Origin of the sequence: Celeribacter sp. (genome assembly GCF_048261515.1) — a bacterium.
Taxonomy (GTDB): Bacteria; Pseudomonadota; Alphaproteobacteria; order Rhodobacterales; family Rhodobacteraceae; genus Celeribacter.
In genome coordinates this window covers 207,843-226,444 of the sequence record NZ_JBLXFZ010000005.1, presented here as the reverse complement: position 1 = coordinate 226,444, position 18,602 = coordinate 207,843, and the positions used below count along the sequence as shown (strand labels likewise).

The following is an 18,602-nucleotide window of genomic DNA, read 5'->3' as shown; positions in this document are numbered from 1 at the left end:
GGGCGTATCGGAGCCAAAACGGAACGACGTTTAGGCATTTTACGAGCAGGGGTTCAAGGTGATTGAGTTTCACGATGCAGCGTATGGCTACGGGGGGCAGGAGCTTCTCACGGAGATGACCCTGACGCTCGCGCCAGGATCGTTCCACTTCCTGACGGGGCCGTCGGGCGCGGGCAAAACAACCTTTCTCAAGCTGTGCTACCACGAACTTCAACCCACGGCAGGGCGGGTGACGATCTTCGGTCAGGACACGCGCACGCTAGAGCGTGATGACGTGGCGCATCTGCGTCGCAAGATCGGCGTGGTGCATCAGGATTGCCAGTTTCTCGACCATCTCGACCTGCGCGCGAATGTTGCGCTTCCACTGACGGTTTCGGATCGTCCGATCGTTGAGCAAGACCTTGGCGATCTGCTGCAATGGGTTGGTTTGGCGGAGCAGGTCGGCGCCCGTCCTCCCGAATTGTCGGGCGGGGAGCGGCAGCGTGCGGCGCTGGCTCGTGCTGTGATCATGTCGCCGGATGTGATTATCGCCGATGAGCCGACGGGTAACGTGGATTGGGACATGTCGATGCGACTGTTGCAGCTCTTGGTCGAGCTGAACCGCATGGGTAAGACCGTGGTGATCGCGACGCATGACCTTGGCCTGATCCGCGCTGCGAAGGGACAGGTCGCTGCGCGGGTTCTGCGCATCGACAACCGACGTATTCAACAGGCGGGGGTGGATCTGTGAAACGTGTTCTCCTGCCATTCCTGAGAGGTGACGAAGGCGCGCATGATCGCGTTGTGCCACCCTCTGGTTCGACGGCACAACTGACGGTGATCACCTCCGCGGCAATGGCGTTTCTGGCGGTCTTTGCCATGGCACTGTCGATTGCGACAGGGCGGTTGGCCGACCAATGGGGCAGCGAATTGGCAAGAGCGTCCACGGTTCGCATTTCCGCTCCGCAAGAACAGGTTACCGCACAAGTTGAGGCCGCGCTTGAGGTGCTCGACACCACGCCAGGCGTGGCGCGGGCGCGAGAGATAACGGCCGAGGAGCAGCGCGCGCTTTTGGAGCCGTGGTTCGGCCCGTCCCTTCCTGTGGAAGAGCTGCCGCTGCCCGCGATGATCGAGGTGATCGAAACCGATGAGGGTTACGATGCCGAAAGCTTGCGACTGCGACTGGCTGGCGAGGCGCCTGGTGCGGTGCTCGACGATCACTCGCGCTGGCGGCGTCCACTGATCAAGGCCGCTGATCGTCTGCGTTTTCTGGGCCTGATCTCGCTGGTTCTGATCGGCGTGGTGACGGCGGGTATGATTACGCTGGCGGCCAACGCCGCTCTGGCGGCCAATGGTCAGGTGATCCGCGTCCTGCGTCTTGTTGGCGCGACGGATCGCTACGTTGCCCGCGCCTTCGTGCGGCGTTTTACCCTGCGCGGGTTCACGGGCGCGATTGTTGGCACCTTCTTCGGCGCGGTGGCGATTGCGCTTCTGCCCGAAGCGCAGATTGAGGGCGGCTTTCTCACGGGGCTAGGGTTTCAAGGGCTTGATTGGCTCTGGCCGCTGGTCATCCCGCCGCTCGCCGCATTGGTCGCCTACGCCGCGACACGCATTGCCGCCGTTCAGGCGCTTCGGAGGTTGAGCTAATGCCCTACCCGATCCAATGGGTGCTTTCCCTGATTTTCGTCGTGCAGATGTATGTCGCGATGGTCGTTCTGGCGATCTTCTTCACGCCGATGGTTTTCTTCAAACGCGACATGGCATTCACAGCGGTGCATACCTATTGCAATTGGGTGCGGTTCTCCGCGCGAATGCTGGTGGGGCTGCGGTCGGAAATTCGTGGTGAAGTGCCGACCGATGAGGTGATTATCGCCTCCAAGCACCAGAGCTTCTTTGACATCATCCTGATCACCTCCGCGGTGCCGCGCCCGAAATTCATCATGAAAAAGCAGATACTCTGGACGCCGATTGTGGGCTTCTATGCCAAGCGGATCGGCTGCATTCCCGTCGATCGTGGCAAGCGGGGGCAGGCCGTGCGCAAGATGGTGGCGGATGTGCGGTCTGGCGCGGCGATGCCCGGTCAGTTGATCATCTTCCCGCAAGGCACGCGTGTCGCGGCGGGGGCTCAGAAGCCCTACAAAGTCGGCGCGGGTGTGCTTTACGAGCAGACAGGTCAGGCCTGCGTGCCTGCGGCGACCAATGTCGGGGTTTTCTGGAAACGGCACGGGATATACCGCGGACGCGGGTTGGCCGTGGTCGAGTTTCTGCCTCGGATCGAGCAGGGGTTGGAGATCAAGGCGTTCATGGCGCGTCTTGAGGACGAGGTCGAAGCGAAATCCAATGCGCTCATGGCGGAGGCGGGATTTGTGTTGCCGTCCCTCGATGGACGGGACGCGGCGCAATAGAGGAAATCACGGGCGGAATTTGCGCGCCCAACCCAAAGCAAAAGGCGACCCGTTTGGGTCGCCTTTTTCGTGTCTCGGGTGTGATCGCGGCTTAGGCCGCCAACCCCTTTGAGCCGATGTTGAGAAATTTCTTCCGGCGCTCTTTGACGAGGGTCGCGGGCTTCTTTTTGGCCAGTGGGGCGAGCATGGATTCAAGCGCCGTGCCCACGGCCGCAATCGTGGCTTCGCGGTTTCGTTGCGCGCCTCCGAGGGGTTCGGGGATGATCTGGTCAATGACGCCGAGTTTGTGGAGATCCTGCGCGGTCAGGCGAAGTGCTTCGGCGGCCTCGCGCATCTTCTCTGCATCTTTCCACAGGATCGACGCACAGCCCTCGGGCGAGATCACCGAGTAGACCGAATGCTCCAGCATCGCGACCTTGTTGGCTGCGGCGAAGGCAACTGCGCCACCCGATCCGCCCTCACCGATGATGACCGACAGGACGGGCACGCCGAGTTCGAGGGATTTTTCGGTGGCGCGCGCAATGGCTTCGGATTGGCCGCGCTCCTCCGCCCCTTTGCCAGGGTAGGCGCCGGGCGTGTCGACCAGCGCGATCACAGGCAGGCCGAATTTGTGAGCCAGTTCCATCAGGCGCACTGCCTTACGATACCCTTCAGGGCGGGCCATGCCGAAGTTGCGCTCGATGCGGCTTTTGGTGTCGTGGCCTTTTTCCTGACCCAGCACGACCACGGGGCGGTCATTGAACCGCGCCAGACCGCCCATAACGGCATGGTCGTCGGCGAAATTGCGGTCGCCTGCAAGCGGGGTGAACTCGGTGAAGAGCGCCTCGATGTAGTCTTTGCAATGCGGACGGTCGGGGTGGCGCGCGACCTGACATTTCCGCCACGGTGTGAGGTCTTTGTATAGATCCTCAAGCATTTTCGCGGCCTTCTTGTCGAGGGCGGCGGCCTCCTTTTCGACATCCATCTCTTCGTTGGCGCGCGCAAGCGCACGCAGTTCTTCGGCTTTGCCTTCGATTTCCGCGAGGGGTTTTTCGAATTCGAGATAGTTGGTCATAGAATGCTCCGAAGCGTGGTTTCCCCCGTATATGGCGATTTTGGCGCCGCTTCGCAACGTGCATTGCACGAAACCGCGGGGCTTGTGGAGCCTCGCGGTTTGATGCGTTTTGCGGGATCACGCCGACGGATGCGTCGAGAGTGGGTCCTATTATGCGTGTCGGCGGCGCTAGTGGCCTGCGATCAACTCGGCCTGAGCGACGATCACTTCTGCCTGTTTGATCGAGGCGATATCGACGAGCCGCCCCTTGTAGACTGTCGCGCCCTCGCCGTTGGCCTTTGCCTGTTCCATGGCAGCAAGGATGTCGCGGGCTTCGGCAACCGCGGCCTCGGACGGGGTGAAGACCTCGTTGGCCAGCGCGATCTGTTTGGGGTGGATTGCCCATTTCCCAACCATGCCAAGCGTAGCCGAGCGGCGGGCTTGGGCGCGGTAGCCCTCGTCGTCGGAGAAGTCCCCGAACGGGCCGTCGACGGGCAAAAGCCCATGCGTGCGACAGGCAGCGACGATGGCGGTCTGTGCCCAATGCCAGGGGTCAGAATAATGGCGCGTGTCGCCGTGGAGCATGTAGTAGTTCTCCTGCGTTCCGCCGATCCCCGTTGTTTGCATCCCCATGGAGGCGGCGAAGTCGGCAGCGCCGAGGCTGATTGCTTCCATGCGCGGCGAGCTTGCCGCGATTTCCTCGACATGCGCGATGCCTGCGGCGCTTTCGATGATGGCCTCGAAGGCGATTTTCTTTTCCCGCCCCTTGGCGCGCTCAATGGCGGTGACGAGCGCGTCCACCGCGTAAACGTCCTCGGCGCAGCCCACTTTCGGGATCATGATTTGGTCCAACCGTTCGCCCGCCTGTTCAAGAAGATCGACCACATCGCGATACCAGTAGGGCGTGTCGAGCGAATTGATACGCACGGACAGCGTCTTCGTCCCCCAGTCAATGGTGCTGATTGCTTCGATAACATTGGCGCGCGCGGCGTCCTTGTCGGAGGGGGCGACGCTGTCCTCAAGATCGAGGTTGATCACATCGGCCTCGGAGGCAGCCATCTTCGGGAAGAGCTTGGTGTTCGATCCGGGGCCGAAGAGCTGGCAGCGGTTCGGTCGTGCGGGTGGGGTAGGTTGCAGGCGGAAGGACATGGGCTAGGTTCCCTTCGGTAATGATGTTTCTACATTGGTTGTCGGATTGTTATAATCTTGCGTTTGCATTTGCAACATGCGATTTCGCGCATGCAGAAATTTGCAATGTGATCATGAACAAGGGAGGGGCTGTATTGTGGATTTTGTGGAAACCCGTTGGAAGGTGATCGTGGCTTTGCGTGAAAACGGAGTCATTCCAGCCTATCCCATCTGACAGATGGGATTCGAGGACTGGATTGCTTTGCGTGGTAGATTTACCCACAAAGACGCCATATTTCGGGATAATCTCCCGTAAAGAGCTCTCAGAGCACCATAAGTGAAAGCACCTTGCGTCGAGGGTGCGGCATCCTGCGTGCGAAAACGCATTCAGGAGAACTGCCATGATTGAGACGCCGTATCTGCTTTTCCTCGGAGACGCCCCCGATCAACTCGCCGCTAAAGTTGCGCAAGGGATCAAGGATTGGAGACCTGAATACGCTTTGGGTCAATTCCGTATGGAAGGGTGCAAGGCCGATATGGGTCTGCCTGATATGGACCTCAAAGCGGCGAAAGCGGCAGGGGCAAAGACGTTGGTGATCGGCGTGGCAAACCGTGGTGGCGTGATCAGCCCCGCGTGGAAAAAGGTTTTGGTCGCCGCGCTCGAAGAGGGCTTCGATCTGGCCAGCGGCTTGCACAATCTGCTGCGCGACGAGGCGGACCTTGCCGCCGTGGCCGAAGCCTGCGGGCGCCAGTTGCATGACGTGCGCGTGCCCTCCGTCGACTACCCCATTGCGACAGGTGTGAAGCGGACAGGCAAACGCTGCCTCGCTGTGGGCACCGATTGTTCCGTGGGCAAGATGTATACCGCTCTGGCGATGGATAAAGAGATGAAGGCGCGTGGGGAGAAATCTTCGTTCCGCGCAACGGGTCAGACAGGTATCCTGATTACGGGCGATGGTGTGCCGCTCGACGCTGTGGTTGCGGACTTCATGGCGGGTTCGATCGAGTATCTGACGCCTGACAATGATGAGGACCATTGGGACATGATCGAGGGGCAGGGGAGCCTGTTCCACGTTTCCTATTCTGGCGTCACCATGGCGCTCATTCACGGCGGCCAACCTGATGCGCTGATCCTGTGCCATGAGCCGACCCGTGACCATATGCGCGGTCTGCCCGACTATGATGTGCCGACGCTTCAGGCGCTGCGCGACACGGCGCTGCCTCTGGCTCGCTGGGCCAACCCTGCCTGTGAAGTCGTAGGTATTTCGGTGAACACCCAGCACTTGAGCGAGGAAGACGCGCGGACCTACATTGCGAAGGTCGAAGCGGAGATGGGGCTTCCCACCGTCGATCCATTCCGTGATGGCGCGGGCCGACTTGTGGATGCGCTCGTGGGAAAGCATAACGCCCTCGCAGCGCAGTAACGGGGGCGAATATGACCATTACAGTTTCAGCGGAGGCATTCGCACTGGCGGAGGCCTTCGTCATCTCGCGCGGATCGCGGACCGAGGCGAAGGTTCTGACCGTGCGTGTCTCTCGCGATGGCGTGACGGGGTGGGGCGAATGTGTGCCCTATGCTCGCTACGACGAAACACTCGACAGCGTCACGGAGCAAATCGCGGCCCTTCCCGACGACATCACACGTGCGGCGCTGCAAGATGCGCTGCCCGCTGGCGCGGCACGCAATGCCGTGGATTGTGCGCTTTGGGATCTGGAGGCGAAGCAGGCGGAAAAACGTGTTTGGGAACTCGCGGGCTTGCCCGCGCCCGTGCCGCAGATAACGGCCTACACGCTCTCGCTCGGTGAACCCGACGCGATGGAACGCGCGGCGGCGAAGAACGCGGCGCGGCCCCTGTTGAAAATCAAACTAGGCACCCCTGACGACATGCCTCGACTGGAGGCCGTGCGACGCGGCGCTCCGAAATCGCGGATCATCGTGGACGCCAATGAGGGATGGACGGCAGAGGTTTATGCCGATCTCGCCCCCCATCTCGTGCGGCTCGGCGTCGAGCTCGTGGAGCAGCCCCTGCCCGCAGGTGAAGACGACATGCTTGCGGAGATCGAGCGCCCGTTGCCCGTCTGCGCCGACGAGAGTTGCCACGACCGCGCGTCCCTGCCTGCACTCAAGGGCAAATACGACATGGTCAATATCAAGCTCGACAAAACGGGTGGACTGACGGAGGCGCTCAAGCTGCGCGGTGCGGCGATTGCGGAGGGCTACGGGATCATGGTCGGCTGTATGGTCGGCTCCTCACTGGCCATGGCTCCCGCCACTTTGATCGCACAAGGCGCGGCAATCGTGGACCTTGACGGCCCCCTGCTTTTGGCCGAAGACCGTCCCCACGCTTTAACATTTGACGCAAAGGGCGTTCATCCGCCTGTCGCAAAACTATGGGGATGACCCCGAGAAAGGAGACCGAAATGAGCCAGATCGTTTACGTAAACGGAGACTACGTGGCCGCGGCGGACGCCAAGGTTTCGGTTTTTGATCGCGGGTTCCTGATGGCCGATGCGGTCTACGAGGTGACATCAGTGATCGGTGGGAAGATCGTCGATTTCGACGGTCACGCCACGCGTCTTCAGCGTTCGATGCGCGAGTTGGACATGGTCCCGCCCGTCACGATGGACGAATTGCTCGCCATCCACCGCGAGCTGATCACCCGTAACAATCTCGACGAGGGCGGCATCTACCTCCAGATCACACGCGGTGCGCCGACCGAGCGCGACTTCGCGTGGCCTGATCCCGAGGAAGTGCCTTGCGGCATCGTGCTCTTCACCTTCTCCAAGCCGCTGGTGGACAGCAAGGTGATGGACGAGGGGATCAAGGTTGTCTCCCTGCCTGATGAGCGCTGGGGCCGCCGCGACATCAAGACGACCCAACTTCTCTACCCGTCCTATGCGAAGATGCAGGCCAAGAAGCAGGGCGCACAGGACGCGTGGCTCGTCGAGGACGGTTTTGTGACCGAGGGCACGGCGAACAACGCCTATATCGTCAAGGATGGCACGATCATCACCCGCCAGCTTAGCAACGACATCCTGCACGGGATCACTCGCGCAGCGATCCTGCGTTTTGCGAAAGAGGCGCAGATGAAGATTGAGGAGCGCCCCTTTACCATCGCCGAAGCGCAAGAGGCTGACGAAGCCTTCGTGACCTCCGCTACGGGCTTCTGCCAGCCAGTGATCGAGATCGACGGTGCGCAGATTGGTTCGGGTGTTCCCGGCAACATCTCCAAGCGCCTGCGCGAGATTTACACTGCCGAGATGACCGCCGCCGCGATCTGATCGGACAGTCCAGAATGTCAAAGCCGCCCGTGTCTTGCGACGCGGGCGGTTTCTTTGTGACGGCGTGATCGAGCCTCTCGTTGCTCTTTCGCCCATCCCGGCGAAAATCATTTGGAGCAAACGGAAGGAAGTCGCGTGTTGGGTGGCATGTTGTCTGCCCCAAGGGCGACAGCCTAACTGTCCGAGGGCCCAACGTTTTCGTTAAAGGATTTTTGGAACGCGGCCTGCGTCGCGGCGTCTGCCTCCGTCTGGTGGGTGTTCTTCCATTCGTCGTAGGGCATTCCGTAGAAGATTTCGCGCGCTTCCTCTTTGGACATTTCAATCCCGCGTTCGTTGGCGGCCTCCTGATACCAGCGGCTGAGGCAGTTGCGGCAAAAGCCCGCGAGGTTCATCAGGTCGATATTCTGCACGTCCGTGCGCTTCTCCATGAGATGCGCGCGCAGGGTGCGAAAGGCAGCGGCTTCGAGTTCGATACGTGTCTGGTCGTCCATGTCTGACTCCTGTGGCGCGACTATCGGGATAGCCGGTCGAGGGTTCGGGTGAGGATGGGGGCAAGTAGATGCGCCCATTTCTTTTGTGCTTCGGGGGTCTCGATCAGGTCGGAACGCAGCTCGATCAGGACGTTGAGCCGCCCGTGACGCAGCGCATGGGTATCAACGGCATCACCGCGCAGAGACCCATCGTAGGGTTCATTGTCGCCGATCACCAGCCGCTCGCCAAGGGCTTCCGCCTCCGCTTTGAGTGTCGGGTCATTCTGTAACTCGTCGATCAGCGGATCGGTGAAGCGCTTGTCGTAGGCTGATAGGATGCCGATCTGCCACGGACGACGCGGCCGGCCCTTGAGTTGCGGGGTAAAGCTGTGGACGGCACAGATCACCACATCCTCGCGCGCGGCGGCGAGCGCCTCGTAGGCGTCGTGATAGGGGCGGTAGTAGGCATCGATGCGGCGGGCGATTTCGTCGGGGCCTGCGTCGCGATTGGCGGGGATCACCGAGCCGTCATAAATCTTGCGCACCAGTGTCGGGTCATCCGCGCCACGGTTCGGGTCGATCACCAGACGGGAGAAATCACTCAGAATCGCAGGGCTGTCGAGCAGCTTGGACAGTTCCAGCGTCACCCCCTTCGCGCCCACGTCATAGGCGATGTGGCGTGCCATATCGGCCTCTGGAATGCCCAAGGTGCCGCCGAATTCGGGCGGAATGCGATTGGTCGCATGGTCGCAAGTCAGCAACCAACGGCTCTGCCGCGCCCGTCCTATTATCTCGAATGCGGGGATATCGGTCATTTTTCCTTCATCCGCAGGCTTCATACCTGCCTTATGCCCCCAGTTCTGAAAGGGCCAGTTGTGCCGCTCACTGGTTTACGGCATAGAGGGGGTGGCCCATCGATAAAAAATGAACGACCGAAAGGATGCAAGGCAGTTATGAGACGCCTTCGGAATGTAAAAATCGTGGCCACGCTCGGCCCCGCTTCGAATGACTATGAAACGATCCGCGCGCTTACGGAGGCCGGAGCGGATGTGTTCCGTCTCAACATGAGCCACGGCGATCACGACGAAATCCGCGTGCGCCACGAGATCATTCGCAAAGTTGAAGCCGATCTGGGACGCCCGATCGCTATTCTGGCCGACCTTCAGGGGCCGAAGCTTCGCGTGGGCAAATTCGCCTCTGGCGCGCACGATCTGGAGGAGGGCGACAAGTTCCGCCTCGATCTCGATCCCGCTGATGGTGACGGCAAACGTGTTCAACTCCCGCACCCCGAGATTTTCGCGGCGCTTCGGCCTGGTGCGAACCTGCTCGTGAACGACGGGAAAATCCGTCTGCAAGTCGAAGACTGTGGCGAGGATTTCGCCGAGACCGTTGTCACTGTCGGTGGCACGATCTCCAACCGCAAGGGCGTGAACGTGCCCGATGTGGTCCTTCCGCTTGCCGCGCTGTCCGAAAAGGACCGCAAGGATCTCGAGTTCACCTGCGAACTTGGTGTCGATTGGGTTGCGCTGTCCTTCGTGCAGCGTCCCGAAGACATGATCGAGGCGAAGGAGCTGGTCAACGGCCGCGCTGCCGTTCTTGCAAAAATCGAGAAGCCGTCGGCGGTCGAGAACTTCGACGATATTCTCGCTGCATCCGACGGTATCATGGTGGCACGTGGGGATCTTGGTGTTGAACTGCCTGTTCAGGCCGTGCCCCCGATCCAGAAACGCCTGATCCGCAAGTGCCGCGCCGCGGCCAAGCCGGTGATTGTCGCTACGCAGATGCTCGAAAGCATGATCGAAAGCCCGATGCCAACCCGCGCGGAAGTGTCCGACGTGGCGACCGCGATCTATGAGGGCGCAGATGCCATCATGCTCTCGGCAGAATCGGCTGCGGGTAACTACCCGATCGAAGCTGTCACGACGATGAGCAACGTGGCCAAAGAGGTCGAGAACGACACGGTCTACCGTGATGTGATCGACGCTTCCCGTTCGCGCGTGAACAAGGAAAGCGTGGCCGATGCCGTGGTTTCTGCTGCACGCGAGATCGCGGAAACCACCAATGTGAAGGCTATCGTTTGCTATTCCGAGAGCGGCACGACCGCCGCTCTTACCGCACGCGAACGTCCGCATGTGCCGATTATCGCCATGACTTCGCGCCGCAATACCGCGCGCAGGCTCTGCCTCTACTGGGGTGTGCATTGCGTGATGACGGGTGAAATCGAGCGGTTCAAGATGGCTGTGGTTAACGCGGCGCGCGCGGCCCGCACGTCTGGCTTTGCAACCGAGGATGACAATATCGTCGTCACCGCGGGTATCCCCTTCAACCAGCCTGGATCGACGAATATCCTGCGTGTCGCACCTTGTGAGGAACGCTTGATTTTCAATTCCGATCCCGAATAATAGCGCCATTTCAACGGTGCTAGGGGACGGCTGAGCCATGGATACCGATCTATTTCTCGTTCTTGGGGTGGGCATTGCCGTTCTGGCGCTGCCCGCCATCATCGGCGCGTTTTCGGAGAGCCGACCGCCACGTGCGGCGGCAATCATGGTGATGATCGGCGGTGGCCTCATCGTCCTTGCCGTCAGTCAGCACCCGGGCGGCTATTCGCTGCGTGAGGTGCCTGACGCTCTGACCCGCGTGATCGGGCGCTACTTCTAGGCGTTTCGATCATCGGTGATCTATTTCTGGCGCCCCTTGGGGAAAACACCTCCAAGGGGCTTGCCAAACCCCCCGTTGCCCTGTAATTGCACGCGCTCATGGTGCGCGGCCGGCCATTAGGCATGCCGAGTCGCGCGAAACAACCATCGAAACGATAGGAGATGGAAATGCCCAAGATGAAGACCAAATCTAGCGCCAAGAAGCGCTTTAAAGTGACCGCCACTGGCAAGGTCATGGCAGGTCAGGCCGGCAAACGCCACGGCATGATCAAACGCCACAAGAAATTTATCCGTGACGCACGTGGCACGACCACGCTCTCCGCACCCGATGCGAAGATCGTGAAGTCCTACATGCCCTACGACCGCTAATAGGAGGCCTGGAATATGTCCCGCACCAAAGGTGGTACCGTCACCCACGCCCGTCACAAGAAAGTCCTCAAGGCCGCGAAAGGTTACTACGGCGCACGTAGCCGCACCTTCCGCACTGCCACGCAGGCTGTCGACAAGGCCAACCAATACGCAACCCGCGACCGTAAGACCCGCAAGCGCAACTTCCGCGCCCTGTGGATCCAGCGTATCAACGCGGCTGTGCGTTCGCACGATGAGGCTCTGACCTACTCGAAGTTCATCAACGGCCTGTCGCTGGCTGGTATCGAAGTGGACCGTAAGGTTCTCGCCGATCTCGCCGTGCACGAGCCCGAAGCGTTTGGTGCCATCGTCGAAAAGGCGAAGGCCGCGCTCTAAGCGTTTCCCTTAGGGGATTTGCAAATTTTGGAAGCCGCGGACCTCTTTGGGGTCTCGCGGCTTCTTGTCTTTCAGGCCACCCGTGATACCAAGCGGGGGACGACGGAAAAGAGGGATCGACATGGACGATCTGAAGAACAAATACCTCACTGCTATTCTTGCGGCTGGGGACGAAGCGACGCTTGAGGACATCCGCCTGAAAGCGGTCGGCAAAAAGGGCGAAGTTGCGCTCAAGATGCGCGAGTTGGGCAAGATGACGCCCGAAGAGCGTCAGGTCATGGGGCCGAAGCTCAACGCGTTGAAAGACGAAATCAACTCCGCGCTCGCGGCCAAGAAGGTCGCGCTGGAGGATGCCGCACTTGAGGAGCGTCTGGCTGGTGAATGGCTCGATGTGACCCTGCCTTCGCGTGCGCGCCGCGTCGGGACGATCCACCCGATCTCCCGCGTCTCCGAAGAGATTTACGCCATCTTTGCCGATCTCGGTTTCGCCGTGGCCGAAGGGCCGCAGATCGAGGACGACTGGCACAACTTCGACGCGCTCAACATCCCGCCGCATCACCCCGCGCGGCAGGAGCATGACACCTTCTACATGCACCGCGACGAAGGCGACGATCGCCCGCCGCATGTGCTGCGCACCCACACCAGCCCCGTGCAGATCCGTACCATGCTGGACCAAGGTGCCCCCGTGCGCGTGATCGCCCCCGGCCGTGTTTACCGCTGCGACTATGACCAGACGCACACACCGATGTTCCACCAAGTCGAGGGCATGGCCATCGACAAGGACATCTCCATGGCGAACCTCAAATGGGTGCTCGAAGAGTTCTACACCGCCTTCTTCGGTCGCCCCGTCAAAACCCGCTTCCGCGCCTCGCACTTCCCCTTCACGGAGCCTTCCGCCGAGGTGGATGTGCAGTGCAAATGGGAAAACGGCACCGTGACCGTGGGCGAGGGCGACGACTGGCTCGAAGTTCTGGGCTCGGGCATGATGCACCCCAACGTGCTGAAATCTGGCGGAATCGACCCGAAAGAATGGCAGGGCTTTGCTTTCGGCATGGGGATCGACCGCCTCGCGATGCTGAAATACGGCATTCCCGACCTGCGGGCCTTCTTTGATAGCGACCTGCGCTGGCTTCGCCACTACGGCTTTAGCGCACTGGGCACGCCGACGCTGGCGGGAGGGATTCACGGGTAGAAATCGCGGGGTGTCAGCCCCGCGTCACGCCCGACCCGCCCCATGGGCGGGCGTGAACGCCCACCCCGGGTCGCGCGCGCCGCTCGTCCCTTTGAAATTTAACTTCTCCCACTAGGAGACCCGACTATGAAATTCACACTCTCCTGGCTCAAAGAGCATCTGGAAACCGAGGCGAGCCTCGATGACATCCTTTACGCCCTGACCGATCTCGGGCTTGAGGTAGAAGGCGTCGAGAACCCGCGTGAAAAGCTCAAGGGCTTCAAGCTGGTCAAAGTCAAAGAGGCCGAGAAGCACCCCGACGCAGACAAGCTGCGCGTGTGTCAGGTCGAGACCGACGAGGGCATGACCCAGATCGTCTGCGGCGCACCCAATGCGCGGGCGGGGATCACGGCGGTTCTGGCCAAGCCGGGCATGTATATCCCCGGCCTCGACATCACCATTTCCGTGGGCAAGATCCGTGGCGTCGAAAGTCACGGGATGATGGCCTCCGAGCGCGAGTTGGAGCTTTCCGACGAGCATAACGGCATCATCGAACTTGAGGGCGGTGAGGTCGGACAGGAGTTTGCCGATTATCTGGCCGAACGTGACCCGTCCAAGGTCGATCCCGTCATCGAGATCGCCATCACCCCCAACCGCCCCGACGCGCTTGGCGTGCATGGCATCGCCCGCGATCTGGCGGCGCGTGGACTTGGCACGCTGAAACCGCTCAAGGCCGAAAAGGTCGAGGGAAGTTTCCCCAACCCGATCCCAGTGACCATCACCGAGGACGGCGCTGACGGCTGTCACGTTTTCGCGGGACGCCTCATCAAGGGCGTGAAAAACGGCCCTTCCCCGCAGTGGTTGCAGGACCGTCTGAGCGCCATTGGCCTGCGCCCGATTTCTGCGTTGGTCGATGTGACCAACTTCTTCACCTACGACCGCAATCGCCCGCTGCACGTCTTTGACGCGGCCAAGGTCGAGGGCGGCCTGACCGTGCATCGTTCGAAAGGCGGCGAGGAACTGGTCGCGCTTGACGAGAAAACCTACACATTGCCCGAGGGCGTGATGGTGATCTCCGCAGGTGGCAAGGTCGAAAGCATCGCGGGCATCATGGGTGGCGAGGAGACTGGCTGCACCGAGGAGACCGTGGACGTCTATCTTGAGGCCGCTGTCTGGAACACGCTCGACATCGCCAAGGGTGGCCGCGCGCTCAAGATCAATTCCGACGCACGCTACCGCAACGAACGCGGCATTGATCCCGCCTACAACATGCAGGCAATCGAGGACGCAACGCGGATGATCCTCGACCTGTGCGGCGGCGAGCCCTCCGAGGTTGTTGTCGCGGGCGAGGTGCCCGATGTGTCGCGTGCCTACCATCTCGATACCGACCGAGTGCAGTCGCTCGTCGGCATGGAAATCGCCCCCTCCCGTCAGGTCGAAATCCTTGAAAGCCTCGGCTTCGAGATGGATAGCGACATGGCGAAGGTGCCAAGCTGGCGTCCTGATGTTCTGGGCGAGGCCGATCTTGTCGAAGAGGTCGCCCGCGTCGAGAGCCTGACCCATCTTGAGCCGAAGCCGATGACGCGCCCTGCGGGCGTGGCGAAACAAATCCTGACGCCGATGCAGGTCCGCGAGAGCGCGGCCCGTCATCAGGCCGCAGGTCTGGGCTACAACGAATGCGTGACCTATTCCTTCATCGACAGTAAATCCGCGGCGCTCTTTGGTGGCGGTTCCGATGCGGTGAAGCTGGAAAATCCGATTTCGTCGGAAATGAGCCACATGCGTCCCGATCTTCTCGCGGGTCTGTTGCAGGCGGCGAGCCGCAATCAGGCGCGTGGCTTCGGCGATCTGGCGCTTTTCGAGTGCGGTCCTGCCTTCCAAGGTGGCGAGCCGGGTGAGCAGCATTTGCAACTCGCGGGGCTTCTCGTCGGGGCAACGGGGCCGAAGGACGTGCATGGCGCGCGTCGCGTGGTTGACCTCTTCGACGCCAAGGCCGACGCCGAGGCGGTGCTGTCCGCTATCGGTGCCCCCGCCAAGGCGCAAATCCTGCGCGACACCGCGCCGTGGTTCCATCCGGGACGGTCGGGAAAAATCTGTCTCGGACCGAAAAAGGTTCTGGCACAGTTCGGTGAGTTGCACCCGAAAGTGCTCAAGGAAATGGGCGTCAAAGGCACGGCTGTGGCCTTCACCGTCTACCTCGAAAACGTGCCGATGCCGCGCGGGAACAAGGTGGCGCGGGCGGCCTTCTTCACCAATGACCTGCAAGCGGTTGAACGCGATTTCGCCTTTGTCGTGGACAAGGACGTGAGTGCGCTCGACGTGATGAATGCAGCGGGTGGCGCGGATAAGGCACTGATCGAGGAAGTGCGCCTGTTCGACGAGTTCATCGGCGGCAGCCTTGGCGAGGGCAAGAAATCGCTGGCCATCACCGTGCGCATTCAGCCCCAGACCGATACGCTCAAGGAGAAAGACCTTGAGGAACTCTCGGCCAAGGTCGTGGCAAAAGTCGAGAAAGCCACGGGCGGCGTATTGCGTGGGTGAGAGGCGAAGTCGCCGCTACACATCATTGGCGCATTAAGCGCGCAGACAAGAAAAACGCCCGCATGAACAGCGGGCGTTTTTTGCGTTTCAGGGGTGTCTACTCTGGCCGCGCAGGGATGTTTTTCGCGCGTTGCACCGCGTCACGGGCAAAGAAGCGCTCAACATAGGCCGGCACGTTGGTCAGGGAATTATATCCCGTGATCTCCTTGGCCCCGTAGAAGTCCAGCGCATTGAGCCACGGTGCCAGCGCCATATCGGCGATGGAATAGTCGTCCACGATCCACTCGCGCCCCTCAAGGCGCTTCTCCACCACATTGAGCAGGCGGTTGGCCTCGTTCACGTAGCGGTCGCGCGCGGTTTTGTCCTCCATCGCGGCGCCTGCGAATTTGTAGAAGAACCCCAACTGCCCGAACATCGGACCGACCCCGCCCATCTGGAACATCAGCCATTGCAGCGTCTCGTAGCGTTTGACGGGGTCTTTGGAGAGAAATTTCCCCGATTTCTCCGCAAGATAGATCAGGATCGCGCCGCTTTCGAAAAGGGCGACCTGCTGACCATCGGGACCATTGGGGTCAACGATTGCGGGGATCTTGTTGTTGGGGTTGAGCGACAGGAAGGCATCGCTCTTCACATCCGCATCCGACAGGGTGACGAGGTGCGGCTCATAGTCGATGCCCATTTCCTCCAGCGCGACGGAGGCTTTCACCCCGTTGGGCGTGGGGTAGGAGTAGAGTTGAAGTTTCTCTGGCGTCTGTGCGGGCCAGCGTTCCGTGATGGGGTGGGAAATAGAATTGGTCATTTATGCTCCATAGATCGCAAGTTTTTTCGCAGCGTCATCTCTCATCTAAGGCTCTGCCAGAACGGAAAAAAGTGCTGCCGTCTGTGCATCATCGTGCTAAGCAATGTGCGTAGGTGCGGTCACATGTCGCACCTTGTGGTGGGAATTACGAAGGGACAAGTTCCATGCTCAAAGAATTCAAGGACTTCATTGCCAAAGGCAATGTGATGGATATGGCCGTCGGTATCATCGTCGGTGCGGCCTTTACCGCGATCGTGAAATCGATGGTCTCCGACCTGATCAACCCGATCATTGGCATCTTCACAGGCGGTCTGGACTTCACCAACCGCTACACCGTGATCTCCGGCGACGTTGCTCCGGGCACATCGCTTGAAGCGGCGCGTGAGGCGGGGGCATCTGTCTTTGCTTACGGTTCGTTCATCATGGCCGTGATCAACTTCCTGATCATCGCATTCGTGGTGTTCATGCTAGTGCGCTACGTCAACAAGGTGAAAGCCGCCGCCGAGAAGCCCGAAGAGGTCGAGCCCGAGGTCGAATCCGGCCCAAGCGAGCTGGACGTTCTTCTGGAAATCCGCGACTCTCTCGCGAAGAAGTAAGCAGCTCTCTTCAGAGAAAAAGCAGGCCCGCCGGAGAAATCCGACGGGCCTTTTGCGTAGGGCAGAGATTTTCGGAGCCACCCTACGACTTGGGGGACACACGTGAAGTAATACGCGCAGCGGAAGGGTTTCCGTCGCGGGTTGCGCAAAAAATATTCCTGTGGGACAGTTTTGCGTGAATGCACGGCTTTGCGGGAGAAATGCGCGCTATGACAGAGCTTGATGAAATGGATCGCCGCATCTTGCGCGAGTTGCAGCGAAGGGGGCGTATCTCCAACGCCGATCTCGCCGTGGCCTGCCATATTTCACCCTCTGCCTGTCACCGCCGAATGCAGCGGTTGGAAAACGAAGGCATCATCCGCGACTACGTGGCGCTGCTCGATCCGCGTCTGGTGGATCGTCGCTCCACCGTTTTCGTCGAGGTGACGCTCGACAGTCAGGCCGATGAAACGCTGGCTGCTTTCGAGCGTGCCGTGCGCGGGGTTGAGGATGTTCTTGAATGCCACCTGATGGCGGGACGGGCCGATTACATGCTCAAGGTGGTGGCCTCGGACACCGAGCACTATGCACGCATCCACCGTCATCTGGTGCGCCTTCCAGGCGTGCAGAAAATGCAGTCGTCCTTCGCGATGCGCACCGTGTTCAAGACCACTGCGCTCCCCGTCTAGGCATTGCCGTTTTTGCAAATGCCGTCGAGCGTGCTAGGTTCGACGCTGTCGCATTTGGGAGGAGGCGACGTCATGAAACGGATAAACCACGCAGATACCATCATTTCTACCGTCGAATCGGGGGCCGTTGGCACCCGCCTGACCGCCTCTTGGCGACGGTCGGTGAAGAAGCATGGGCTTGATCCTGCGGTGGTCGCCGCACCGCGCCGTTTTGAACAGCGCGACTTGGAAGAGCGTCGGCAAAGGCTTGGCGCGTTCATGAATGTTGCCACGCCGAAACTGGATCAACTGTTCCAAATGGTCGGCCAGACGGGCTGCTGCGTTTTGATGACCGACCATGAGGGCGTGGTGCTTGACCTGCGTTCAACCGATGGCGATGCGCCGATCTTCGACGATTGGGGCCTGTGGTATGGGGCCGATTGGTCCGAGGCCGCCGAGGGCACCAACGGGATCGGCACCTGTCTGGTCGAGGAACGTCAGGTGTCCATTCACCGCGACGAGCATTTCATGGCGCGGAACACCTCGATGTCCTGCATGGATGCGCCGATCTTCGGCCCTGATGGTGCGCTGATCGCGGCGCTGGACGTGTCGTCGTGTCGTGCGGACCAGACCGAAGCCTACACCCGCCTGATCGCAGGCGTTGTTTCCCAGACCGCCAAACAGATCGAAACCGAAGCCTTCCGCGCAGCCTTTCCCAAGGCACGGATCGTCACCTCGCCCGAGGAGCGCCCCGAAGGCGCGGTGCTTCTCGCTGTGGACAGTGATGACCTGATTATCGGGGCCACCCGCGCCGCGCGGCGGGCGTTTGGCTTCGGACAGGTCGGCTCATTCGATCCGCGCCCCGCGTCAGATGTGCTTGGACGGGACACCTCCGCCTCTGCGCTTGAACGCGCGGAACGGGCGGCGCTCAAACGTGCGATTGCGCGGGCAGGGGGCAACCTGTCGGCGGCGGCGCGCGCGCTCGGAATCGGTCGCGCCACGCTTTATCGCCGCATGAAACGCCTCGGACTCGACGGCTGATCCTTCAAAAATCCGACCAACTGTCTCACCTGTGAGACACATTGCCTGTGCCCGATGCTGTGGCGGGGCTGACGTACGGTGCGTATTGGGACACCTTCTCCGACAT

The 18,602-nt window shown here is 60.8% G+C and carries 20 protein-coding genes; 15 read left to right on the top strand and 5 right to left on the bottom strand.

Annotated features, from left to right (window positions below):
* Positions 1 to 115 precede the first annotated feature (115 nt).
* From ACN0SC_RS10970 to ACN0SC_RS10960, 3 genes are read left to right on the top strand one after another with little or no spacing between them, the layout of a single operon-like run.
* A complete protein-coding gene (locus ACN0SC_RS10970; RefSeq protein WP_417249797.1) occupies positions 116 to 730 on the top strand; it encodes a cell division ATP-binding protein FtsE in 615 nt (204 codons plus the stop codon).
* Positions 727 to 1,626, top strand: coding sequence for a cell division protein FtsX (locus ACN0SC_RS10965; RefSeq protein WP_417249719.1), 900 nt, complete (start codon positions 727 to 729; stop codon positions 1,624 to 1,626). Before ACN0SC_RS10970 ends, ACN0SC_RS10965 begins: the two co-directional genes overlap by 4 nt.
* Positions 1,626 to 2,384 (top strand): lysophospholipid acyltransferase family protein, encoded by a 759-nt coding sequence (locus ACN0SC_RS10960; protein WP_417249718.1) that lies wholly within the window; start codon positions 1,626 to 1,628, stop codon positions 2,382 to 2,384. The genes ACN0SC_RS10965 and ACN0SC_RS10960 overlap by 1 nt, the downstream gene beginning before the upstream one ends.
* Positions 2,385 to 2,475: 91 nt before the next feature.
* Here ACN0SC_RS10960 and ACN0SC_RS10955 read toward each other — a convergent pair whose 3' ends face one another.
* Together ACN0SC_RS10955 and ACN0SC_RS10950 are read right to left on the bottom strand one after the other, a co-directional pair.
* Positions 2,476 to 3,438: an acetyl-CoA carboxylase carboxyltransferase subunit alpha gene (locus tag ACN0SC_RS10955; protein WP_417249717.1), complete on the bottom strand. Its 963-nt coding sequence runs from the start codon at positions 3,436 to 3,438 to the stop codon at positions 2,476 to 2,478.
* Positions 3,439 to 3,606: 168 nt separating this feature from the next.
* On the bottom strand, positions 3,607 to 4,566 hold the full coding sequence (locus ACN0SC_RS10950; protein WP_417249716.1) for an L-malyl-CoA/beta-methylmalyl-CoA lyase: 960 nt from the start codon (positions 4,564 to 4,566) through the stop codon (positions 3,607 to 3,609).
* 380 nt (positions 4,567 to 4,946) lie between these two features.
* Here ACN0SC_RS10950 and dgcN point away from each other — a divergent pair, with 380 nt between their 5' ends.
* From dgcN to ACN0SC_RS10935, 3 genes are read left to right on the top strand one after another with little or no spacing between them, the layout of a single operon-like run.
* Positions 4,947 to 5,969, top strand: coding sequence for an N-acetyltransferase DgcN (dgcN, locus tag ACN0SC_RS10945; protein WP_417249715.1), 1,023 nt, complete (start codon positions 4,947 to 4,949; stop codon positions 5,967 to 5,969).
* An 11-nt stretch (positions 5,970 to 5,980) separates the two neighbouring features.
* Positions 5,981 to 6,946 (top strand): N-acetyl-D-Glu racemase DgcA, encoded by a 966-nt coding sequence (dgcA, locus tag ACN0SC_RS10940; protein WP_417249714.1) that lies wholly within the window; start codon positions 5,981 to 5,983, stop codon positions 6,944 to 6,946.
* A 20-nt stretch (positions 6,947 to 6,966) separates the two neighbouring features.
* A complete protein-coding gene (locus ACN0SC_RS10935) occupies positions 6,967 to 7,827 on the top strand; it encodes a D-amino-acid transaminase (protein WP_417249713.1) in 861 nt (286 codons plus the stop codon).
* 173 nt (positions 7,828 to 8,000) lie between these two features.
* Here the strand turns inward: ACN0SC_RS10935 and ACN0SC_RS10930 are convergent, their stop codons facing one another.
* Together ACN0SC_RS10930 and ACN0SC_RS10925 are read right to left on the bottom strand one after the other, a co-directional pair.
* Positions 8,001 to 8,318: a DUF1244 domain-containing protein gene (locus ACN0SC_RS10930; RefSeq protein ID WP_417249712.1), complete on the bottom strand. Its 318-nt coding sequence runs from the start codon at positions 8,316 to 8,318 to the stop codon at positions 8,001 to 8,003.
* Positions 8,319 to 8,338: 20 nt separating this feature from the next.
* Entirely contained in the window at positions 8,339 to 9,112 is a 774-nt protein-coding gene (locus ACN0SC_RS10925; protein WP_417249711.1) for an N-formylglutamate amidohydrolase, read from the bottom strand.
* A 138-nt stretch (positions 9,113 to 9,250) separates the two neighbouring features.
* On the opposite strand from ACN0SC_RS10925, the gene pyk reads away from it, so the two are divergent.
* From pyk to pheT, 6 genes are all read left to right on the top strand, one after another.
* On the top strand, positions 9,251 to 10,699 hold the full coding sequence (gene pyk / locus ACN0SC_RS10920; protein ID WP_417249710.1) for a pyruvate kinase: 1,449 nt from the start codon (positions 9,251 to 9,253) through the stop codon (positions 10,697 to 10,699).
* A gap of 37 nt (positions 10,700 to 10,736) precedes the next feature.
* On the top strand, positions 10,737 to 10,958 hold the full coding sequence (locus ACN0SC_RS10915) for a hypothetical protein (RefSeq protein ID WP_417249709.1): 222 nt from the start codon (positions 10,737 to 10,739) through the stop codon (positions 10,956 to 10,958).
* Positions 10,959 to 11,125: 167 nt separating this feature from the next.
* Positions 11,126 to 11,326 (top strand): 50S ribosomal protein L35, encoded by a 201-nt coding sequence (rpmI, locus tag ACN0SC_RS10910; protein ID WP_058247396.1) that lies wholly within the window; start codon positions 11,126 to 11,128, stop codon positions 11,324 to 11,326.
* Positions 11,327 to 11,341: 15 nt separating this feature from the next.
* A complete protein-coding gene (gene rplT / locus ACN0SC_RS10905) occupies positions 11,342 to 11,701 on the top strand; it encodes a 50S ribosomal protein L20 (RefSeq protein WP_417249708.1) in 360 nt (119 codons plus the stop codon).
* 121 nt (positions 11,702 to 11,822) lie between these two features.
* Entirely contained in the window at positions 11,823 to 12,893 is a 1,071-nt protein-coding gene (pheS, locus tag ACN0SC_RS10900) for a phenylalanine--tRNA ligase subunit alpha (RefSeq protein ID WP_417249707.1), read from the top strand.
* Positions 12,894 to 13,019: 126 nt separating this feature from the next.
* Positions 13,020 to 15,413, top strand: a complete 2,394-nt coding sequence (pheT, locus tag ACN0SC_RS10895; protein WP_417249706.1) for a phenylalanine--tRNA ligase subunit beta — start codon at positions 13,020 to 13,022, stop codon at positions 15,411 to 15,413.
* Positions 15,414 to 15,510: 97 nt separating this feature from the next.
* Here the strand turns inward: pheT and ACN0SC_RS10890 are convergent, their stop codons facing one another.
* A complete protein-coding gene (locus tag ACN0SC_RS10890) occupies positions 15,511 to 16,212 on the bottom strand; it encodes a glutathione S-transferase N-terminal domain-containing protein (RefSeq protein WP_417249705.1) in 702 nt (233 codons plus the stop codon).
* Between the two features lie 164 nt (positions 16,213 to 16,376).
* On the opposite strand from ACN0SC_RS10890, the gene mscL reads away from it, so the two are divergent.
* The 3 genes from mscL (at position 16,377) to ACN0SC_RS10875 (ending at position 18,496) form a co-directional block, all read left to right on the top strand.
* A complete protein-coding gene (mscL, locus tag ACN0SC_RS10885) occupies positions 16,377 to 16,808 on the top strand; it encodes a large conductance mechanosensitive channel protein MscL (protein WP_417249704.1) in 432 nt (143 codons plus the stop codon).
* Between the two features lie 209 nt (positions 16,809 to 17,017).
* Entirely contained in the window at positions 17,018 to 17,476 is a 459-nt protein-coding gene (locus ACN0SC_RS10880; protein ID WP_417249703.1) for an Lrp/AsnC family transcriptional regulator, read from the top strand.
* Positions 17,477 to 17,548: 72 nt separating this feature from the next.
* The gene (locus tag ACN0SC_RS10875; RefSeq protein WP_417249702.1) at positions 17,549 to 18,496 is read left to right on the top strand and encodes a GAF domain-containing protein; all 948 of its coding nucleotides are present in this window, start codon (positions 17,549 to 17,551) and stop codon (positions 18,494 to 18,496) included.
* The last annotated feature ends 106 nt before the right edge of the window (positions 18,497 to 18,602 follow it).